28 protein-coding genes are annotated in these 14,947 nt (G+C 62.0%); all 28 read left to right on the top strand.

Features of this window, described 5'->3' with window-relative positions:
* On the top strand, positions 1-156 hold a 156-nt coding region (locus AC04SF_RS33275), incomplete at its 5' end, for an EF-Tu C-terminal domain-related protein (RefSeq protein WP_477242398.1).
* Positions 157-225: 69 nt separating this feature from the next.
* Positions 226-534, top strand: a complete 309-nt coding sequence (gene rpsJ / locus AC04SF_RS33270) for a 30S ribosomal protein S10 (RefSeq protein WP_010909272.1) — start codon at positions 226-228, stop codon at positions 532-534.
* 61 nt (positions 535-595) lie between these two features.
* The gene (rplC, locus tag AC04SF_RS33265) at positions 596-1,309 is read left to right on the top strand and encodes a 50S ribosomal protein L3 (RefSeq protein WP_115143197.1); all 714 of its coding nucleotides are present in this window, start codon (positions 596-598) and stop codon (positions 1,307-1,309) included.
* Positions 1,309-1,929 (top strand): 50S ribosomal protein L4, encoded by a 621-nt coding sequence (gene rplD / locus AC04SF_RS33260; RefSeq protein ID WP_008875667.1) that lies wholly within the window; start codon positions 1,309-1,311, stop codon positions 1,927-1,929. Before rplC ends, rplD begins: the two co-directional genes overlap by 1 nt.
* The gene (locus AC04SF_RS33255) at positions 1,926-2,219 is read left to right on the top strand and encodes a 50S ribosomal protein L23 (protein WP_010909275.1); all 294 of its coding nucleotides are present in this window, start codon (positions 1,926-1,928) and stop codon (positions 2,217-2,219) included. The genes rplD and AC04SF_RS33255 overlap by 4 nt, the downstream gene beginning before the upstream one ends.
* A 22-nt stretch (positions 2,220-2,241) precedes the next feature.
* Positions 2,242-3,075, top strand: coding sequence for a 50S ribosomal protein L2 (rplB, locus tag AC04SF_RS33250; RefSeq protein ID WP_010909276.1), 834 nt, complete (start codon positions 2,242-2,244; stop codon positions 3,073-3,075).
* A gap of 16 nt (positions 3,076-3,091) precedes the next feature.
* The gene (gene rpsS, locus AC04SF_RS33245) at positions 3,092-3,370 is read left to right on the top strand and encodes a 30S ribosomal protein S19 (RefSeq protein WP_006205463.1); all 279 of its coding nucleotides are present in this window, start codon (positions 3,092-3,094) and stop codon (positions 3,368-3,370) included.
* Positions 3,371-3,372: 2 nt separating this feature from the next.
* Entirely contained in the window at positions 3,373-3,762 is a 390-nt protein-coding gene (gene rplV / locus AC04SF_RS33240; protein WP_010909277.1) for a 50S ribosomal protein L22, read from the top strand.
* Positions 3,762-4,487, top strand: coding sequence for a 30S ribosomal protein S3 (gene rpsC / locus AC04SF_RS33235; RefSeq protein ID WP_010909278.1), 726 nt, complete (start codon positions 3,762-3,764; stop codon positions 4,485-4,487). Before rplV ends, rpsC begins: the two co-directional genes overlap by 1 nt.
* 27 nt (positions 4,488-4,514) lie before the next feature.
* Positions 4,515-4,928, top strand: coding sequence for a 50S ribosomal protein L16 (gene rplP, locus AC04SF_RS33230; protein WP_010909279.1), 414 nt, complete (start codon positions 4,515-4,517; stop codon positions 4,926-4,928).
* A gap of 13 nt (positions 4,929-4,941) precedes the next feature.
* Complete coding sequence (gene rpmC, locus AC04SF_RS33225) at positions 4,942-5,142, top strand: 50S ribosomal protein L29 (RefSeq protein WP_006205459.1); 201 nt, start codon at positions 4,942-4,944, stop codon at positions 5,140-5,142.
* 11 nt (positions 5,143-5,153) lie between these two features.
* Positions 5,154-5,393, top strand: coding sequence for a 30S ribosomal protein S17 (gene rpsQ / locus AC04SF_RS33220; protein ID WP_010909280.1), 240 nt, complete (start codon positions 5,154-5,156; stop codon positions 5,391-5,393).
* A gap of 71 nt (positions 5,394-5,464) precedes the next feature.
* Complete coding sequence (gene rplN / locus AC04SF_RS33215; RefSeq protein ID WP_006205457.1) at positions 5,465-5,833, top strand: 50S ribosomal protein L14; 369 nt, start codon at positions 5,465-5,467, stop codon at positions 5,831-5,833.
* Positions 5,834-5,845: 12 nt separating this feature from the next.
* Positions 5,846-6,160 carry a 50S ribosomal protein L24 gene (rplX, locus tag AC04SF_RS33210; RefSeq protein WP_006205456.1) on the top strand — a complete coding sequence of 105 codons (315 nt, stop codon included), beginning with the start codon at positions 5,846-5,848 and terminating at the stop codon, positions 6,158-6,160.
* Positions 6,153-6,731 carry a 50S ribosomal protein L5 gene (rplE, locus tag AC04SF_RS33205; RefSeq protein ID WP_096445659.1) on the top strand — a complete coding sequence of 193 codons (579 nt, stop codon included), beginning with the start codon at positions 6,153-6,155 and terminating at the stop codon, positions 6,729-6,731. The genes rplX and rplE overlap by 8 nt, the downstream gene beginning before the upstream one ends.
* Before the next feature lie 27 nt (positions 6,732-6,758).
* A complete protein-coding gene (gene rpsN / locus AC04SF_RS33200) occupies positions 6,759-7,064 on the top strand; it encodes a 30S ribosomal protein S14 (RefSeq protein ID WP_010909282.1) in 306 nt (101 codons plus the stop codon).
* 12 nt (positions 7,065-7,076) lie between these two features.
* Positions 7,077-7,475 carry a 30S ribosomal protein S8 gene (gene rpsH, locus AC04SF_RS33195; RefSeq protein ID WP_006205453.1) on the top strand — a complete coding sequence of 133 codons (399 nt, stop codon included), beginning with the start codon at positions 7,077-7,079 and terminating at the stop codon, positions 7,473-7,475.
* A gap of 88 nt (positions 7,476-7,563) precedes the next feature.
* Positions 7,564-8,097: a 50S ribosomal protein L6 gene (gene rplF, locus AC04SF_RS33190; protein WP_095203284.1), complete on the top strand. Its 534-nt coding sequence runs from the start codon at positions 7,564-7,566 to the stop codon at positions 8,095-8,097.
* Between the two features lie 137 nt (positions 8,098-8,234).
* Positions 8,235-8,594 (top strand): 50S ribosomal protein L18, encoded by a 360-nt coding sequence (gene rplR / locus AC04SF_RS33185; protein ID WP_095203285.1) that lies wholly within the window; start codon positions 8,235-8,237, stop codon positions 8,592-8,594.
* 135 nt (positions 8,595-8,729) lie between these two features.
* A complete protein-coding gene (gene rpsE / locus AC04SF_RS33180; protein WP_032933400.1) occupies positions 8,730-9,293 on the top strand; it encodes a 30S ribosomal protein S5 in 564 nt (187 codons plus the stop codon).
* 24 nt (positions 9,294-9,317) lie between these two features.
* A complete protein-coding gene (rpmD, locus tag AC04SF_RS33175) occupies positions 9,318-9,515 on the top strand; it encodes a 50S ribosomal protein L30 (RefSeq protein WP_006205449.1) in 198 nt (65 codons plus the stop codon).
* Positions 9,516-9,537: 22 nt separating this feature from the next.
* Positions 9,538-10,011 carry a 50S ribosomal protein L15 gene (gene rplO, locus AC04SF_RS33170; protein WP_010909286.1) on the top strand — a complete coding sequence of 158 codons (474 nt, stop codon included), beginning with the start codon at positions 9,538-9,540 and terminating at the stop codon, positions 10,009-10,011.
* Between the two features lie 195 nt (positions 10,012-10,206).
* Complete coding sequence (gene secY, locus AC04SF_RS33165) at positions 10,207-11,547, top strand: preprotein translocase subunit SecY (RefSeq protein WP_095203286.1); 1,341 nt, start codon at positions 10,207-10,209, stop codon at positions 11,545-11,547.
* Entirely contained in the window at positions 11,544-12,140 is a 597-nt protein-coding gene (locus tag AC04SF_RS33160; RefSeq protein ID WP_488481219.1) for an adenylate kinase, read from the top strand. The genes secY and AC04SF_RS33160 overlap by 4 nt, the downstream gene beginning before the upstream one ends.
* Before the next feature lie 218 nt (positions 12,141-12,358).
* A complete protein-coding gene (gene rpsM, locus AC04SF_RS33155; RefSeq protein ID WP_006205445.1) occupies positions 12,359-12,727 on the top strand; it encodes a 30S ribosomal protein S13 in 369 nt (122 codons plus the stop codon).
* Between the two features lie 126 nt (positions 12,728-12,853).
* Positions 12,854-13,243 (top strand): 30S ribosomal protein S11, encoded by a 390-nt coding sequence (gene rpsK, locus AC04SF_RS33150; protein ID WP_006205444.1) that lies wholly within the window; start codon positions 12,854-12,856, stop codon positions 13,241-13,243.
* Positions 13,244-13,347: 104 nt separating this feature from the next.
* The gene (locus AC04SF_RS33145) at positions 13,348-14,358 is read left to right on the top strand and encodes a DNA-directed RNA polymerase subunit alpha (protein WP_006205443.1); all 1,011 of its coding nucleotides are present in this window, start codon (positions 13,348-13,350) and stop codon (positions 14,356-14,358) included.
* A gap of 104 nt (positions 14,359-14,462) precedes the next feature.
* Positions 14,463-14,894, top strand: coding sequence for a 50S ribosomal protein L17 (rplQ, locus tag AC04SF_RS33140; RefSeq protein ID WP_096445664.1), 432 nt, complete (start codon positions 14,463-14,465; stop codon positions 14,892-14,894).
* Positions 14,895-14,947 lie beyond the last annotated feature (53 nt).

Raw genomic sequence — 14,947 nt, 5'->3', positions numbered from 1 at the left:
CTGCCGGCTGGCACCGAGATGGTGATGCCTGGCGACAACATCACCGTCGATGTCGAGCTGATCGTGCCGATCGCCATGGAAGAGAAGCTGCGCTTCGCCATCCGTGAAGGCGGCCGCACCGTCGGTGCCGGCATCGTCGTCACCATCAAAGAGTAATTTGGACTTAAACCGATCTGTCGCGGGCGCGGAAGTTGCCCGCGCCGCGCCAGAACAAGGAAGTGACGCATGAACGGACAGAATATCCGCATCCGCCTGAAGGCGTTTGATCACCGCGTGCTCGACGCCTCGACGAAGGAAATCGTGTCGACGGCCAAGCGCACCGGCGCAAACGTCCGCGGCCCCATTCCGCTGCCGACGCGGATCGAAAAGTTCACGGTGAATCGGTCGCCCCACGTCGACAAGAAGAGCCGCGAGCAGTTCGAGATGCGCACGCACAAGCGTCTGCTCGACATCGTCGATCCGACCCCGCAGACCGTCGATGCTTTGATGAAGCTCGATCTGGCCGCCGGCGTCGACGTCGAGATCAAGCTCTAAGGGAATGAGAGCGCGGTAAGGGGCAGTGCCCCTGGCCCGGAACTCTAAAGGAATTGAACCGATGCGTTCAGGTGTGATTGCAAAGAAGGTGGGAATGACCCGCATCTACAACGATGCCGGGGAACATGTTCCCGTCACCGTTCTCCAGATGGAGAACTGCCAGGTCGTGGCGCAGCGCACGCAGGAGAAGAATGGCTACACCGCCGTTCAGCTCGGCGTTGGCCTCGCCAAGGTGAAGAACACGTCGAAGGCGTTGCGCGGCCATTTCGCGACCGCTTCCGTCGAGCCGAAGGCGAAGGTTGCCGAGTTCCGCGTCTCCGCCGACAACATGATCGATGTCGGCGCCGAGATCACCGTCGAGCACTTTGTCGCCGGCCAGAAGGTCGATGTGACGGGCACGACGATCGGCAAGGGCTTCCAGGGCGTCATCAAGCGTCACCATATGGGTGGTGGCCGCGCGACGCACGGTAACTCGGTCTCGCACCGTACGCACGGTTCGACCGGCCAGCGCCAGGACCCCGGCAAGGTGTTCAAGGGCAAGAAGATGGCCGGTCACATGGGCGATACCCGCGTCACCACGCAGAACGTCGAGATCGTCTCGACCGATGCCGACCGCGGGCTGATCCTGATCCGCGGAGCGGTTCCCGGATCGAAGGGCGCCTGGATCCTGGTCCGCGACGCGGCCAAGGTGGCACTGCCGGCCAATGCGCCGAAGCCCGCCGCGATCCGCGCCGCCACGAAGAATGAGGCTCCGGCCACAGAGGGAGCGGAATAATGGATCTCAAGATCACAACGCTTGGCGGCAAGGACGCCGGCAAGGTGAAACTCTCCGAGGAGATTTTCGGCCTTGATCCGCGCGAGGACATCCTGCAGCGCGTCGTGCGCTGGCAGCTTGCCAAGAAGCAGCAGGGCACGCACAAGGCCAAGGGCCGCGCCGAAATCGCGCGCACCGGCGCCAAGATGTACAAGCAGAAGGGTACGGGCCGCGCCCGTCACCATTCGGCACGCGCTCCGCAGTTCCGCGGCGGCGGCAAGGCTCACGGCCCGGTCGTTCGCAGCCACGAGCACGACCTGCCGAAGAAGGTGCGCGCTCTGGGCTTGAAGCATGCTCTCTCGGCCAAGGCCAAGAGCGCGTCGATCATCATCATCGACGAGCTGAAGCTGACCGAGGCCAAGACCAAGGCGCTGATCGCGAATTTCGCGACGCTGGGCCTGAGCAACGCCCTGGTGATCGGTGGCGCCGAGCTTGACAAGAACTTCAAGCTGGCCGCGACCAACATCCCCAACATCGACGTGCTGCCCATCCAGGGCATCAACGTCTACGACATTCTGCGCCGCGGCACGCTGGTCCTTTCGAAGGCCGCCGTCGAGGCTCTCGAGGAGCGCTTTAAATGACCGACCTTCGTCACTACGACGTGATCGTCAGCCCGGCGATCACCGAAAAGTCGACCATGGCTTCCGAGCAGAACCAGGTCGTCTTCAACGTCGCCAAGAAGGCGTCGAAGCCGGAAATCAAGGCCGCCGTCGAAGCGCTGTTCGGCGTCAAGGTGATGGCCGTGAACACGCTTGTCCGCAAGGGCAAGATCAAGCGCTTCCGCGGCACGATCGGCCGCCAGAGCGACGTCAAGAAGGCGATCGTGACGCTGGCCGACGGCCAGTCGATCGACGTCGCGACGGGTCTCTGAGCAAGGCCGCGAGGACAGAACAATGGCACTGAAAAAATTCAACCCGGTAACGCCGAGCACCCGCCAGCTGGTCATCGTCGACCGCTCGGGCCTCTACAAGGGCAAGCCCGTCAAGGGCCTGACCGAGGGCCTGACCAAGTCGGGCGGCCGCAACAATTACGGCCGCATCACCGCCCGCTTCATCGGCGGTGGTCACAAGCGTTCGTACCGCATCATCGACTTCAAGCGCCGCAAGTTCGACGTTGTCGGCACGGTCGAGCGCATTGAATACGATCCGAACCGCACCGCCTTCATCGCGCTGATCAAGTACGACGATGGCGAGCTGTCCTACATCATCGCCCCGCAGCGCCTTGCCGCCGGCGACAAGATCGTGGCTGGCGAAGCGGTCGACGTGAAGCCGGGCAATGCGATGCCGCTGGCATCGATGCCGGTCGGCACGATCGTCCACAACATCGAGCTGAAGCCGGGCAAGGGCGGCCAGGTTGCCCGTTCGGCTGGCGGTTACGCCCAGCTCGTCGGTCGCGACCAGGGCATGGCGATCCTGCGCCTCAACTCGGGCGAGCAGCGTGTCGTTCACGGCTCCTGCATGGCCACCGTCGGCGCCGTGTCGAACCCCGACCACGGCAACATCAACGACGGCAAGGCCGGCCGCACGGTTTGGCGCGGCAAGCGTCCGCACAATCGCGGCGTGACCATGAACCCGGTCGACCATCCGCATGGCGGTGGTGAAGGCCGCACCTCCGGTGGCCGTCATCCGGTCAGCCCGTGGGGCAAGCCGACCAAGGGCAAGAAGACGCGGTCCAACAAGGCGACCGACAAGTTCATCCTGCGCTCGCGCCATCAGCGCAAGAGCTAAGAAGAGGTAACGCCAAGTGACTCGTTCTATTTGGAAAGGCCCCTTCATCGACGGCTACCTTCTCAAGAAGGTGGACAAGGTTCGTGAAGGTGGTCGCAATGAGGTGATCAAGATGTGGAGCCGTCGCTCCACCATCCTGCCGCAGTTCGTCGGCTTCACCTTCGGTGTCTACAACGGCCAGAAGCATGTTCCCGTCTCGGTGAACGAGGACATGGTCGGTCATAAGTTCGGTGAATTCGCTCCGACCCGGACCTATTACGGTCACGGCGCGGATAAGAAGGCGAAGAGGAAATAATCATGGGCAAGGCCAAAGCTCCGCGCAGGCTTGCTGATAACGAAGCGCGCGCCGTATTGCGCACGATCCGTATCAGCCCGCAGAAGCTGAACCTCGTTGCCGCGCTGATCCGCGGCAAGAAGGTCGCGACAGCGCTTTCCGATCTCGAATTCTCGGCCAAGCGGATTTCCGGCACGGTCAAGAAGACGCTGGAATCGGCGATCGCCAACGCGGAAAACAACCACGACCTCGATGTCGATGCGCTGGTGGTGGCGGAAGCCTATGTCGGCAAGTCGATCGTCATGAAGCGGTTCCACGCTCGTGGCCGTGGTCGCGCCAGCCGTATCGAGAAGCCGTTCTCGCACCTCACGATCGTCGTTCGTGAAGTCGAAGAAAAAGGGGAGGCCGCATAATGGGCCAGAAAGTCAATCCGATCGGTCTTCGCCTCGGCATCAACCGCACCTGGGATTCGCGCTGGTTCGCGAACACCGGTGAGTACGGCAAGCTGCTGCATGAGGACATCAAGATCCGCAAGTATCTTGAGAAGGAACTCAAGCAGGCCGCGATCTCCAAGGTCGTGATCGAGCGTCCGCACAAGAAGTGCCGCGTCACCATCCATGCCGCGCGCCCGGGTCTGATCATCGGCAAGAAGGGCGCCGACATCGAGAAGCTTCGCAAGAAGCTGATGGAGATGACGAAGTCCGAGACGCACCTCAACATCGTCGAAGTGCGCAAGCCGGAAATCGACGCGACCCTGGTCGCCCAGTCGATCGCCCAGCAGCTCGAGCGCCGTATCGCGTTCCGCCGCGCCATGAAGCGCGCCGTGCAGTCGGCGATGCGCCTCGGTGCCGAAGGCATCCGCATCAACTGCTCGGGCCGTCTCGGCGGCGCCGAAATCGCCCGCATGGAGTGGTACCGCGAAGGCCGCGTGCCGCTGCACACGCTGCGCGCCGATGTCGACTACGGCACGGCCGAGGCGAATACGGCGTACGGCATCTGTGGCGTCAAGGTCTGGGTATTCAAGGGCGAGATCCTCGAGCACGATCCGATGGCTTCGGAACGTCGCGCGACCGAGGGTGATGCTGCGCATGGCGGTGGTGGTGATCGCGAACGCGGTCGTCGTCGCGAAAACGCCTGAGACATTTAGGAATTTGGAGTTAGAACGATGCTGCAGCCAAAGCGCACAAAGTTCCGCAAGCAGTTCAAGGGCCGTATCCATGGTACCGCAAAGGGCGGCACCAACCTGGATTTCGGTGGTTTCGGACTGAAGGCGCTTGAGCCGAACCGCGTCACCGCGCGTGAGATCGAGGCGGCCCGCCGCGCGATCACTCGCGAAATGAAGCGCGCTGGCCGCGTCTGGATCCGTATTTTCCCGGATCTGCCGGTCACGTCGAAGCCGACCGAAGTCCGCATGGGTAAGGGCAAGGGTGCCGTCGACTACTGGGCGGCACGCGTCAAGCCGGGCCGCATCATGTTCGAGATCGACGGCGTCAGTGAAGAAACCGCCCGTGAGGCGCTGCGTCTCGGCGCGGCCAAGCTCTCGGTCAGGACGCGCTTCGTACAGCGCATCGCAGAATAAGGACGGGCTGATCATGAAAGCCGAAGACATCCGGACCAAGACCCAGGACCAGCTGACCGACGATTTGGCCAGCCTGAAGAAAGAGCAGTTCAACCTGCGCTTCCAGAAGGCCACCGGCCAGCTCGAGAAGACCGCGCGCGTGAGGCAGGTCCGTAAGGACATTGCGCGTATCAAGACCATCGCTGCGGAAAAGTCCGCGGCCAAGAAGGCTTAAGGACGAAAACCATGCCAAAGCGCATTCTGCAGGGCACCGTCGTCAGCGACAAGAACGAGAAGACGGTTGTCGTCAAGGTCGAACGGCGCTTCACGCATCCCGTGATGAAGAAGACCGTGCGCATGACCAAGAAGTACAAGGCGCACGACGAGAACAACGCCCACAAGGTTGGCGATCAGGTGTTCATCCAGGAATCGAAGCCGATTTCCAAGGACAAGCGCTGGATCGTCGTGTCTTCGGACCAGGCGTAAACAACGAATTTTGGACAGACCGGGGAGGGGTGAAAAACCCGTCCCGTTAGAAAAGAAGAAGGCGGCCAGTCATGATTCAGATGCAAACAAACCTCGACGTGGCGGATAATTCCGGCGCGCGTCGTGTCATGTGCATCAAGGTGCTGGGCGGCTCGAAGCGGAAATACGCTTCCGTGGGCGACATCATCGTGGTGTCCATCAAGGAAGCCATTCCGCGCGGCCGCGTTAAGAAGGGTGATGTGATGAAGGCGGTCGTGGTTCGCACGGCCAAGGACATCCGCCGCCCGGACGGCAGCGTGATCCGTTTCGACAAGAACGCGGCCGTTCTCGTCGACAACAAGAAAGAGCCGATCGGCACGCGTATCTTCGGACCGGTTCCGCGCGAACTCCGCGCCAAGAACCACATGAAGATCATCTCGCTCGCGCCTGAAGTGCTGTAAGGAGCCGGACCAATGCAAAAGATTAGAAAAGGCGACAAGGTCGTCGTGCTGGCCGGCAAGGACAAGGGCCGTTCGGGCGAAGTCCTCTCGGTTCAGCCGAAGGATGACACCGCGCTGGTGCGCGGCGTCAACATGATCCGTCGTCACCAGAAGCAGTCCCAGTCCCAAGAGGGCGGGATCATCACTAAGGAAGCGCCGATCCAGCTGTCGAACATCGCGCTGGCCGACCCCAAGGATGGCAAGCCGACCCGCGTCGGTTTCATCTTCCAGAAGGACGGCAAGAAGGTGCGCGTCGCCAAGCGCTCGGGAGAAGTCATCAATGGCTAAGGCTCAAAGCAAGCAGGCGACTGCCACCAACACGCCGCGTCTGAAGCAGGTCTACAACGAGACCATCCGCAAGGCGCTGCAGGAGCAGTTCGGCTACGAAAACGACATGCAGGTTCCGCGCCTCGACAAGATCGTGCTGAACATGGGTGTTGGCGAAGCGACCGCCGATTCCAAGAAGCCCTCGGTTGCCGCCGAGGACCTGGCGATGATCGCCGGCCAGAAGGCCGTCGTCACCCGCGCCCGCAATTCTATCGCTGGCTTCAAGGTCCGCGAGAACATGCCGATCGGCGCCAAGGTCACGCTGCGCAAGGAACGTATGTACGAGTTCCTCGACCGCCTCGTGAACATCGCGCTGCCGCGCGTCCGCGACTTCCGCGGACTGAACCCCAAGAGCTTCGATGGCCGTGGCAATTACGCCATGGGCATCAAGGAGCACATCGTGTTCCCGGAGATCAACTACGACAAGGTTGATCAGATCTGGGGCATGGACGTCATCGTTTGTACGACTGCGAAGACGGACGACGAAGCCCGGGCATTGCTCAAGGCTTTCAACTTCCCCTTCCGCCAGTAACGGCAGCGAGAAAAGGAAAAATCTGAAATGGCAAAGACCAGCTCAGTCGAGAAGAACAACAGGCGCCGCAAGCTTGCCGACCAGTACGGTCCCAAGCGCGCTGCCCTGAAGGCGATCATCATGGATCAGTCCAAGCCGATGGAGGAGCGCTTCCGCGCCCAGCTCAAGCTTGCTGCCCTGCCGCGCAACTCGGCCAAGATCCGCATCCGCAACCGCTGCGAAGTCACCGGCCGTCCGCGTGCCTACTATCGCAAGCTCAAAGTATCGCGCATCGCGCTTCGTGATCTCGGCAATAACGGCCAGATCCCGGGCCTGGTCAAGTCGAGCTGGTAAGGAGGACATAACATGTCATTGAGCGATCCTCTCGGCGATATGCTGACCCGCATCCGCAACGCCTACGGCCGCAAGAAGTCGAGTGTCTCGACGCCGGCTTCGCGCCTGCGCACCCGCGTCCTCGACGTGCTGAAGGCTGAAGGCTATATCCGCGACTACAGCCAGACCGACTTCGACAACGGCAAGTCCGAAATCGAAATCGAGCTGAAGTATTTCGACGGTGCGCCGGTCGTGCGCGAAATCGCCCGCGTCTCGAAGCCGGGCCGCCGCGTTTACGTCTCGGCCAAGTCGATCCCGCACGTCGCCAACGGCCTCGGCATCGCCATCCTTTCGACGCCGAAGGGCGTGATGGCCGATCACGAAGCCCGCGAACAGAACGTCGGCGGCGAGATTCTCTGCCAGATCTTCTGATCTGGCAGCTGACCGCAAATTGGAATCCGGTCTTCGGATCGTTCCGAAGACAGAGACCTGAAACAAGAGAAGTGACGAGGACAACAAAATGTCTCGTATTGGAAAGAAACCCGTTTCGCTGCCGCAGGGCGTGACCGCGACCGTCAACGGCCAGACCGTGACGGCGAAGGGCCCCAAGGGCGAGCTGAAGTTCGTGGTGAACGACGAAGTCCTGGTCAAGATGGAAGGCAGCGAGATTGCTGTCGAGCCGCGCGACCAGACCAAGACCGCCCGCTCGAAGTGGGGCATGTCGCGCACGCAGATCGTCAACATCCTGCAGGGCGTCAAGGACGGTTTCGAGAAGAAGCTCGAGATCACCGGCGTTGGCTATCGTGCCGCGCTTCAGGGCAAGAACCTGCAGCTGGCCCTTGGCTTCAGCCATGACGTCGTCTACGAGACGCCGGCCGGCATCACCATCACGGTGCCGAAGCCGACCGAGATCACCGTTGCCGGTATCGACAAGCAGCAGGTTGGCCAGGTGGCTGCCGAGATCCGCGAATACCGCGGCCCTGAGCCTTACAAGGGCAAGGGCGTCCGCTACGCTGGCGAGAAGATCGTCCGCAAGGAAGGCAAGAAGAAGTAATGGGCTTGGCCCCGAAAAGTTTCGGATTTTTCGGAAGAGGCCAAACCAGAGGATGTAACGCCGCGGGGAGCGGTCGCGGGAGGCGCTTTCGCCTACCGCATATGGCGGCCCCCGTTTTTTGAAGGCAAGGAACTATCATGGCTAGCAAAGAATCCATCCAGCGCCGTGCGCAGCGCGTCCGCCGCCAGATCAAGAAGGTCGCCGGCGACCGTCCGCGTCTGTCGGTCCACCGCACGTCGAAGAACATTTACGTTCAGGTCATCGACGACGCCAAGGGTCACACCATCGTTGCAGCCTCGACACTCGAGAAGGACCTCAAGGGTTCGCTCAAGACCGGGGCCGACACCGCGGCCGCTGCCGCGATCGGCAAGCTGATCGCCGAGCGCGCCACCAAGGCCGGCGTCAAGGAAGTCGTCTTCGATCGCGGCGCCTACATCTATCACGGCCGCGTCAAGGCGCTGGCCGAGGCTGCCCGCGAAGGCGGTCTTAGTTTCTAATGCTTGATCCCGAAAAGTTGCAGACTTTTCGGATAAGATCATGCAAAGGAAAAAATAACTTTCGCCCCCGGTGACCCACAGAGGCGCCGGATCTCATCATCAACCGTGCTTCCGGAAAAAAACAAGGAACAGGATATGGCACAGGAACGTAGGGAAGGCGGCCGCGGCCGCGAGCGTGAAGAGCGCGATGACGGCATGGTGGACAAGCTCGTCCACATTAACCGCGTCGCCAAGGTCGTCAAGGGCGGCCGCCGCTTCGGCTTCGCCGCACTCGTCGTCGTCGGCGACCAGAAGGGCCGCGTCGGCTTCGGTCATGGCAAAGCACGCGAAGTGCCGGAAGCCATCCGCAAGGCAACCGAATCGGCAAAGCGCGACATGATCTTCGTGCCGCTGCGCTCGGGCCGTACGCTGCATCACGACGTCGAGGGACGTTGGGGCGCCGGACGCGTTCTGCTGCGCGCTGCCAAGCAGGGTACCGGCATCATCGCCGGCGGCCCGATGCGCGCTGTCTTCGAGACGCTCGGCATGCATGACGTGGTTGCCAAGTCGATGGGTTCGTCGAACCCGTACAACATGGTTCGCGCCACCTTCGACGCGCTGAAGAGCCAGATGCATCCCAAGGATGTGGCTGCCGCGCGCGGCATCAAGTATTCGACCCTTCAGGCCCGCCGCGGCACCGCCGTTGCGGCTGAAGAATAGTCGATCTGACCAGGGATTTTGACCATGGCCAAGAAAGCAACCAAGACCATCACCGTTGAGCAGATCGGTTCGCCGATCCGCCGTCCGAAGGAACAGCGCGCGACGCTGGTCGGCCTCGGCCTCAACAAGATGCACAAGCAGCGCACCCTGGAAGATACGCCTTCCGTGCGTGGCATGATCGCCGCCGTTCAGCATCTCGTCCGCGTCGTGGACGAGGGCTGAGCCAAAGCGCAGGAGAACTCAGATGAAACTCAACGATCTGCGTGACAAGGACGGCGCGACGCATTCCAAGAAGCGTCTCGGCCGTGGCATCGGTTCCGGCTCGGGCAAGACCGCCGGTCGCGGCGTCAAGGGCCAGAAGGCGCGCTCCGGCGTCGCCATCAACGGCTTCGAGGGCGGCCAGATGCCGCTCTACAGGCGTCTGCCGAAGCGTGGCTTCAACAACATCTTCGCCAAGAGCTTCGTTGTCGTGTCGCTGGCCCGCATCCAGGAAGCCGTCGACGCCAAGAAGCTCGACGCCAAGGCAACCGTGACGGCCGAGGCGCTTGTCGCCGCCGGCGTCATCCGCCGCGTCAAGGATGGCGTGCGCGTGCTGTCCGATGGCGAGCTGAAGGCTAAGCTTGCCTTCGACGTGGCCGGCGCTTCCAAGGCTGCGATCGAGAAGATCGAAAAGGCTGGTGGCTCGGTCAAGTTGCCGGAAAAGGCAGCTGCCGAGTAACGGCAATTTGAAGCGCGATCGGCAAGAGTGGGATCCCGTTTTTGCTCAACGATTGCGCTTTGATCTGCTCAATTAAGCGGCCGCGTCAACGCGGCCGCTTGCATGTTTAGAGCCCGGAGCTTATCTCGTGAGCTTCGGTGAAACGCACCGCCTGACCTCACGGGCCATCAAGCGTTACCAAGCGGAGAATCAGGCATGGCTTCGGCTGCTGAACAACTAGCCTCGAATCTGAATTTCTCGGCCTTTGCCAAGGCAGAGGACCTGAAGAAACGCATTTGGTTCACCATCGGCGCGTTGCTCGTCTACCGCCTCGGCACCTACATTCCGCTTCCCGGCATCAACCCTGACGCCTTCGCCCAGGCCTTCTCTTCGCAGAGCAAGGGCGTGCTCGGCATGTTCAACATGTTCGCCGGCGGCGCCGTGCAGCGCATGGCGATCTTCGCGCTCGGCATCATGCCTTACATCTCCGCCTCCATTATCATGCAGCTGATGACCTCGGTCATCCCGTCGCTGGAAGCGCTGAAGAAGGAAGGCGAACAGGGCCGCAAGGTCATCAACCAGTACACGCGCTACGGCACCGTGCTGCTGGCCCTGGTGCAGGCTTACGGCATTTCGGTGGGGCTGGAGAACGGCAACGGCATCGTCAGCGATCCTGGCATGTTCTTCCGCATCTCGACCGTCGTCACCCTGGTCGGCGGCACCATGTTCCTGATGTGGCTTGGTGAGCAGATCACCGCGCGCGGCATCGGCAACGGCATTTCGCTGATCATCTTCTCCGGCATCGTCGCCGGCCTGCCGCATGCCATTTCCGGCACGCTGGAACTCGGCCGCACCGGCGCCCTGTCGACCGGCCTGATCCTGGCGATCATCGTGCTCGCCATCGTCGTCATCGCGCTCATCGTGTTCTTCGAGCGCGCTCAGCGCCGCCTGCTGATCCAGTATCCGAAGCGCCAGGTTGGCAACCGGATGTTCCAGGGCGACACTTCGCATCTGCCGCTGAAGCTCAACACGTCGGGCGTCATCCCGCCGATCTTCGCGTCGTCGCTGCTGCTGCTGCCGGCCACCGTCGCCGGCTTCTCGCAGACGACCAACATGCCTGCCTGGGCGAGCACCATCCTGGCCTCGCTTGGCCACGGCCAGCCGCTCTACATGCTGTTTTATGCGGCGATGATCGTGTTCTTCGCCTTCTTCTACACAGCGATTGTCTTCAACCCGAAGGACACCGCCGACCAGCTCAAGAAGCATTCGGGCTTCATCCCGGGCTATCGTCCGGGCGAGCGCACCGCCGATTACATCGATTACGTTCTCACCCGCATCACCGTCATCGGCGCCATCTATCTGGTGCTGGTGTGCCTGCTGCCGGAGTTCCTGATCTCGGCGACTGGCGTACCGTTCTACCTCGGTGGCACATCGCTTCTGATCGTGGTCAGTGTCACGCTCGATACGGTTGCGCAGATTCAGGGCCACCTGATCGCGCACCAGTATGAAGGCCTGATCAAGAAGTCGAAGCTGCGCGGGGGGAAGAAAGCCAGATGAGGTTGATATTGCTTGGGCCGCCAGGAGCGGGCAAGGGGACACAAGCACAAAGACTGGTAGACAAATACGGCATACCCCAGCTTTCGACGGGTGACATGCTGCGTGCGGCCGTTCAGGCCGGTACCGAAGTCGGCAAGCGTGCCAAGGCGGTGATGGATGCCGGTGAGCTGGTGTCCGACGCCATCGTCAACGCCATCGTCGCCGAACGCATCGACCAGGCTGATTGCGCCAAGGGATTCATCCTCGATGGCTACCCGCGCACGCTGGTGCAGGCCGATGCGGTTGAATCGATGCTTTCGCAGCGCGGTATCCGTCTCGACACGGTCATCGAACTGGTCGTCGACGACAGAGCCCTGGTCGGCCGCATCGTCAAGCGCGCCGAGGATGCCAAGGCGGCCGGCCAGCCGGTGCGCAAGGACGACAATCCCGCGGTGTTCGAAGAGCGCCTGCGGGAGTATTACAAGAAGACCGCTCCGCTGACCGGCTACTACTATGCCAAGGGCAGGCTCAAGACGGTCGACGGCATGGCCAGCATCGACGCCGTTACCGCCGAGATTGAAGCCGTGCTCGCAGCGGCCGCCAAGGCGCGGTAAGGGAATTTAAAGATTAGGCTTGACGGGAGCGGCCCGCTGCGGTATGGCGGCCCGTCTTCCTATCAGGTGCGCACTTTGCTTGTCCGCAAGGGCAAGGCAGTCGCTTTGAACTGGAAACTCCCGCAAGGGCCGGCCTCCACCGGACGCGGGGCAACTTTGACAGCGCCAGGCCTGCCTTGTTTGAAAGGTTGGTCGGCCCACATGGAGAAGGAAAGAACATGGCTCGTATAGCCGGCGTCAACATTCCGACCAACAAGCGTGTCGTCATCGCGCTTCAGTACATTCACGGCATTGGCAAGAAGTTCGCCCAGGAGATCGTCGACAAGGTCGGCATCCCGGCCGAGCGCCGCGTCAACCAGCTGACCGACGCGGAAGTGCTGCAGATCCGCGAGACGATCGACCGCGACTACCAGGTCGAAGGCGACCTGCGCCGCGAGGTGTCGATGAACATCAAGCGTCTCATGGACCTCGGCTGCTACCGCGGCCTGCGTCACCGCCGCTCGCTGCCGGTTCGCGGCCAGCGCACGCACACCAATGCACGCACCCGCAAGGGCCCGGCCAAGTCGATCGCCGGCAAGAAGAAGTAAGCGAGCGAATAGCGAGTAGCCATTAGCGAATAGGGATCCCTATTCGCTATTTCCTACTCACTACTCGCTTTCAAAGGTGGAGCCGCTGGCATTACGGCGGTGTAGAGATCAACTGAAAGGACTATCATGGCCAAGGAAGCCGCTCGTGTTCGCCGTCGCGAACGCAAGAATATCTCGTCGGGCGTTGCCCACGTCAATTCGACCTTCAACAACACGATGATCACCATCACCGACGCGCAGGGCAATTCGATTGCCTGGTCGTCGGCTGGCGCCCAGGGCTTCAAGGGTTCGCGCAAGTCGACCCCGTTCGCTGCCCAGATGGCTGCTGAGGATGTTGCCAAGAAGGCCCAGGAACACGGCATGCGCATGCTTGAAGTCGAGGTCTGCGGACCTGGCTCGGGTCGTGAGTCTGCTCTGCGCGCCCTCCAGGCGGCCGGCTTCACCATCACCTCGATCCGTGATGTGACGCCGATCCCGCACAATGGCTGCCGCCCGCGCAAGAAGCGCCGCGTCTAAGAAATTACCGAACGCCGCGTGAGCGCCCTCAAGGACGCTCCTCCACGGCATTCCAGGTCGCCCGCCACGATTGGATGGTGGCGGGTCAACGGAAGGAAAGCATCATGATCCAGAAAAATTGGCAGGAACTGATCAAGCCGAACAAGATCGAGTTCTCGTCGAAGAAGAAGACGCTGACCACGCTGGTCGCCGAGCCGCTCGAGCGCGGCTTCGGCCTCACGCTGGGCAACGCGCTGCGCCGCGTGCTTCTGTCTTCGCTGCGCGGTGCGGCTGTCACCGCCGTGCAGATCGACGGCGTTCTGCATGAATTCTCGTCCATCGCCGGCGTGCGCGAGGACGTGACCGACATCGTCTTGAACATCAAGGAAATCGCCATCCGCATGGAAGGCGATGGCCCCAAGCGCATGGTCGTGCGCAAGCAGGGCCCGGGTGCGGTTCTCGCCGGCGACATCCAGACGGTTGGCGACGTCGAGATCCTCAACCCCGACCACGTTATCTGCACGCTGGACGAAGGCGCTGAAATCCGCATGGAGTTCACCGTCGACACCGGTAAGGGCTACGTGCCTGCCGAGCGCAACCGCGCCGAAGACGCGCCGATCGGCCTGATCCCGGTCGACAGCCTCTATTCGCCGGTCAAGAAGGTCTCCTACAAGGTCGAAAACACCCGCGAGGGCCAGGTTCTCGACTATGACAAGCTGACCATGACCATCGAGACCGACGGTTCGATCTCGGGTGAGGACGCGGTGGCTTTCGCCGCTCGCATCCTGCAGGACCAGCTTGGCCTGTTCGTCAACTTCGACGAGCCGCAGAAGGAAGTCGCCGCCGAAGCCGTCACCGAGCTCGCCTTCAACCCGGCGCTGCTCAAGAAGGTCGACGAACTCGAGCTTTCCGTGCGTTCGGCCAACTGCCTGAAGAACGACAACATCGTCTACATCGGCGATCTCATCCAGAAGACCGAAGCCGAGATGCTGCGCACCCCGAACTTCGGCCGCAAGTCGCTGAACGAGATCAAGGAAGTCCTGGCGGCGATGGGCCTGCACCTCGGTATGGAAGTGCCGGACTGGCCGCCGGAAAACATCGAAGACCTCGCCAAGCGTTACGAAGACCAATATTGAGCATGAATTCCAAGGATCGGCGGCGTGGGCCGCTTGATCCGACGGTCATGCGGAAAACCATCAGAGGCCGCGGCCTCTTGAACAACTGAAGAAGGAAAAGAGCCATGCGCCACGGTTTCAAAGGCCGCCGCTTCGCTAGAAGCATTAGCCATCGCAAGTCGATGTTCGCCAACCTCGCCGTGTCGCTGCTCGAGCACGAGCAGATCGTCACCACCCTGCCGAAGGCGAAGGACCTGCGTCCGATCGTCGAGAAGCTGGTGACGCTCGGCAAGCGCGGCGACCTGCACGCCCGCCGCCAGGTGATCGCGCAGATCGGCAATGAAGGCGTCGTCAAGCGCCTGTTCGACACCATCGCCCCGCGCTACGCCACCCGCAATGGCGGCTATCTGCGCATCATGAAGGCAGGCTTCCGTCACGGCGACAACGCCGCGATGGCCGTCATCGAGTTCGTCGATCGCGACACGGATGCCAAGGGCGCCGCCGACCGCGCTCGCCTCGAAGCCGAAGGCACCGAAGCGGACGCCGCGGCCGCATAAGGCTCGGTCTTTCCAGAATGAATCGAAGGGGCCTGCGGGCCCCTTTTTCTTGT

This window comes from Mesorhizobium sp. CNPSo 4671 (assembly GCF_057784245.1).
This window is presented reverse-complemented; position numbering and strand designations above follow the sequence as displayed.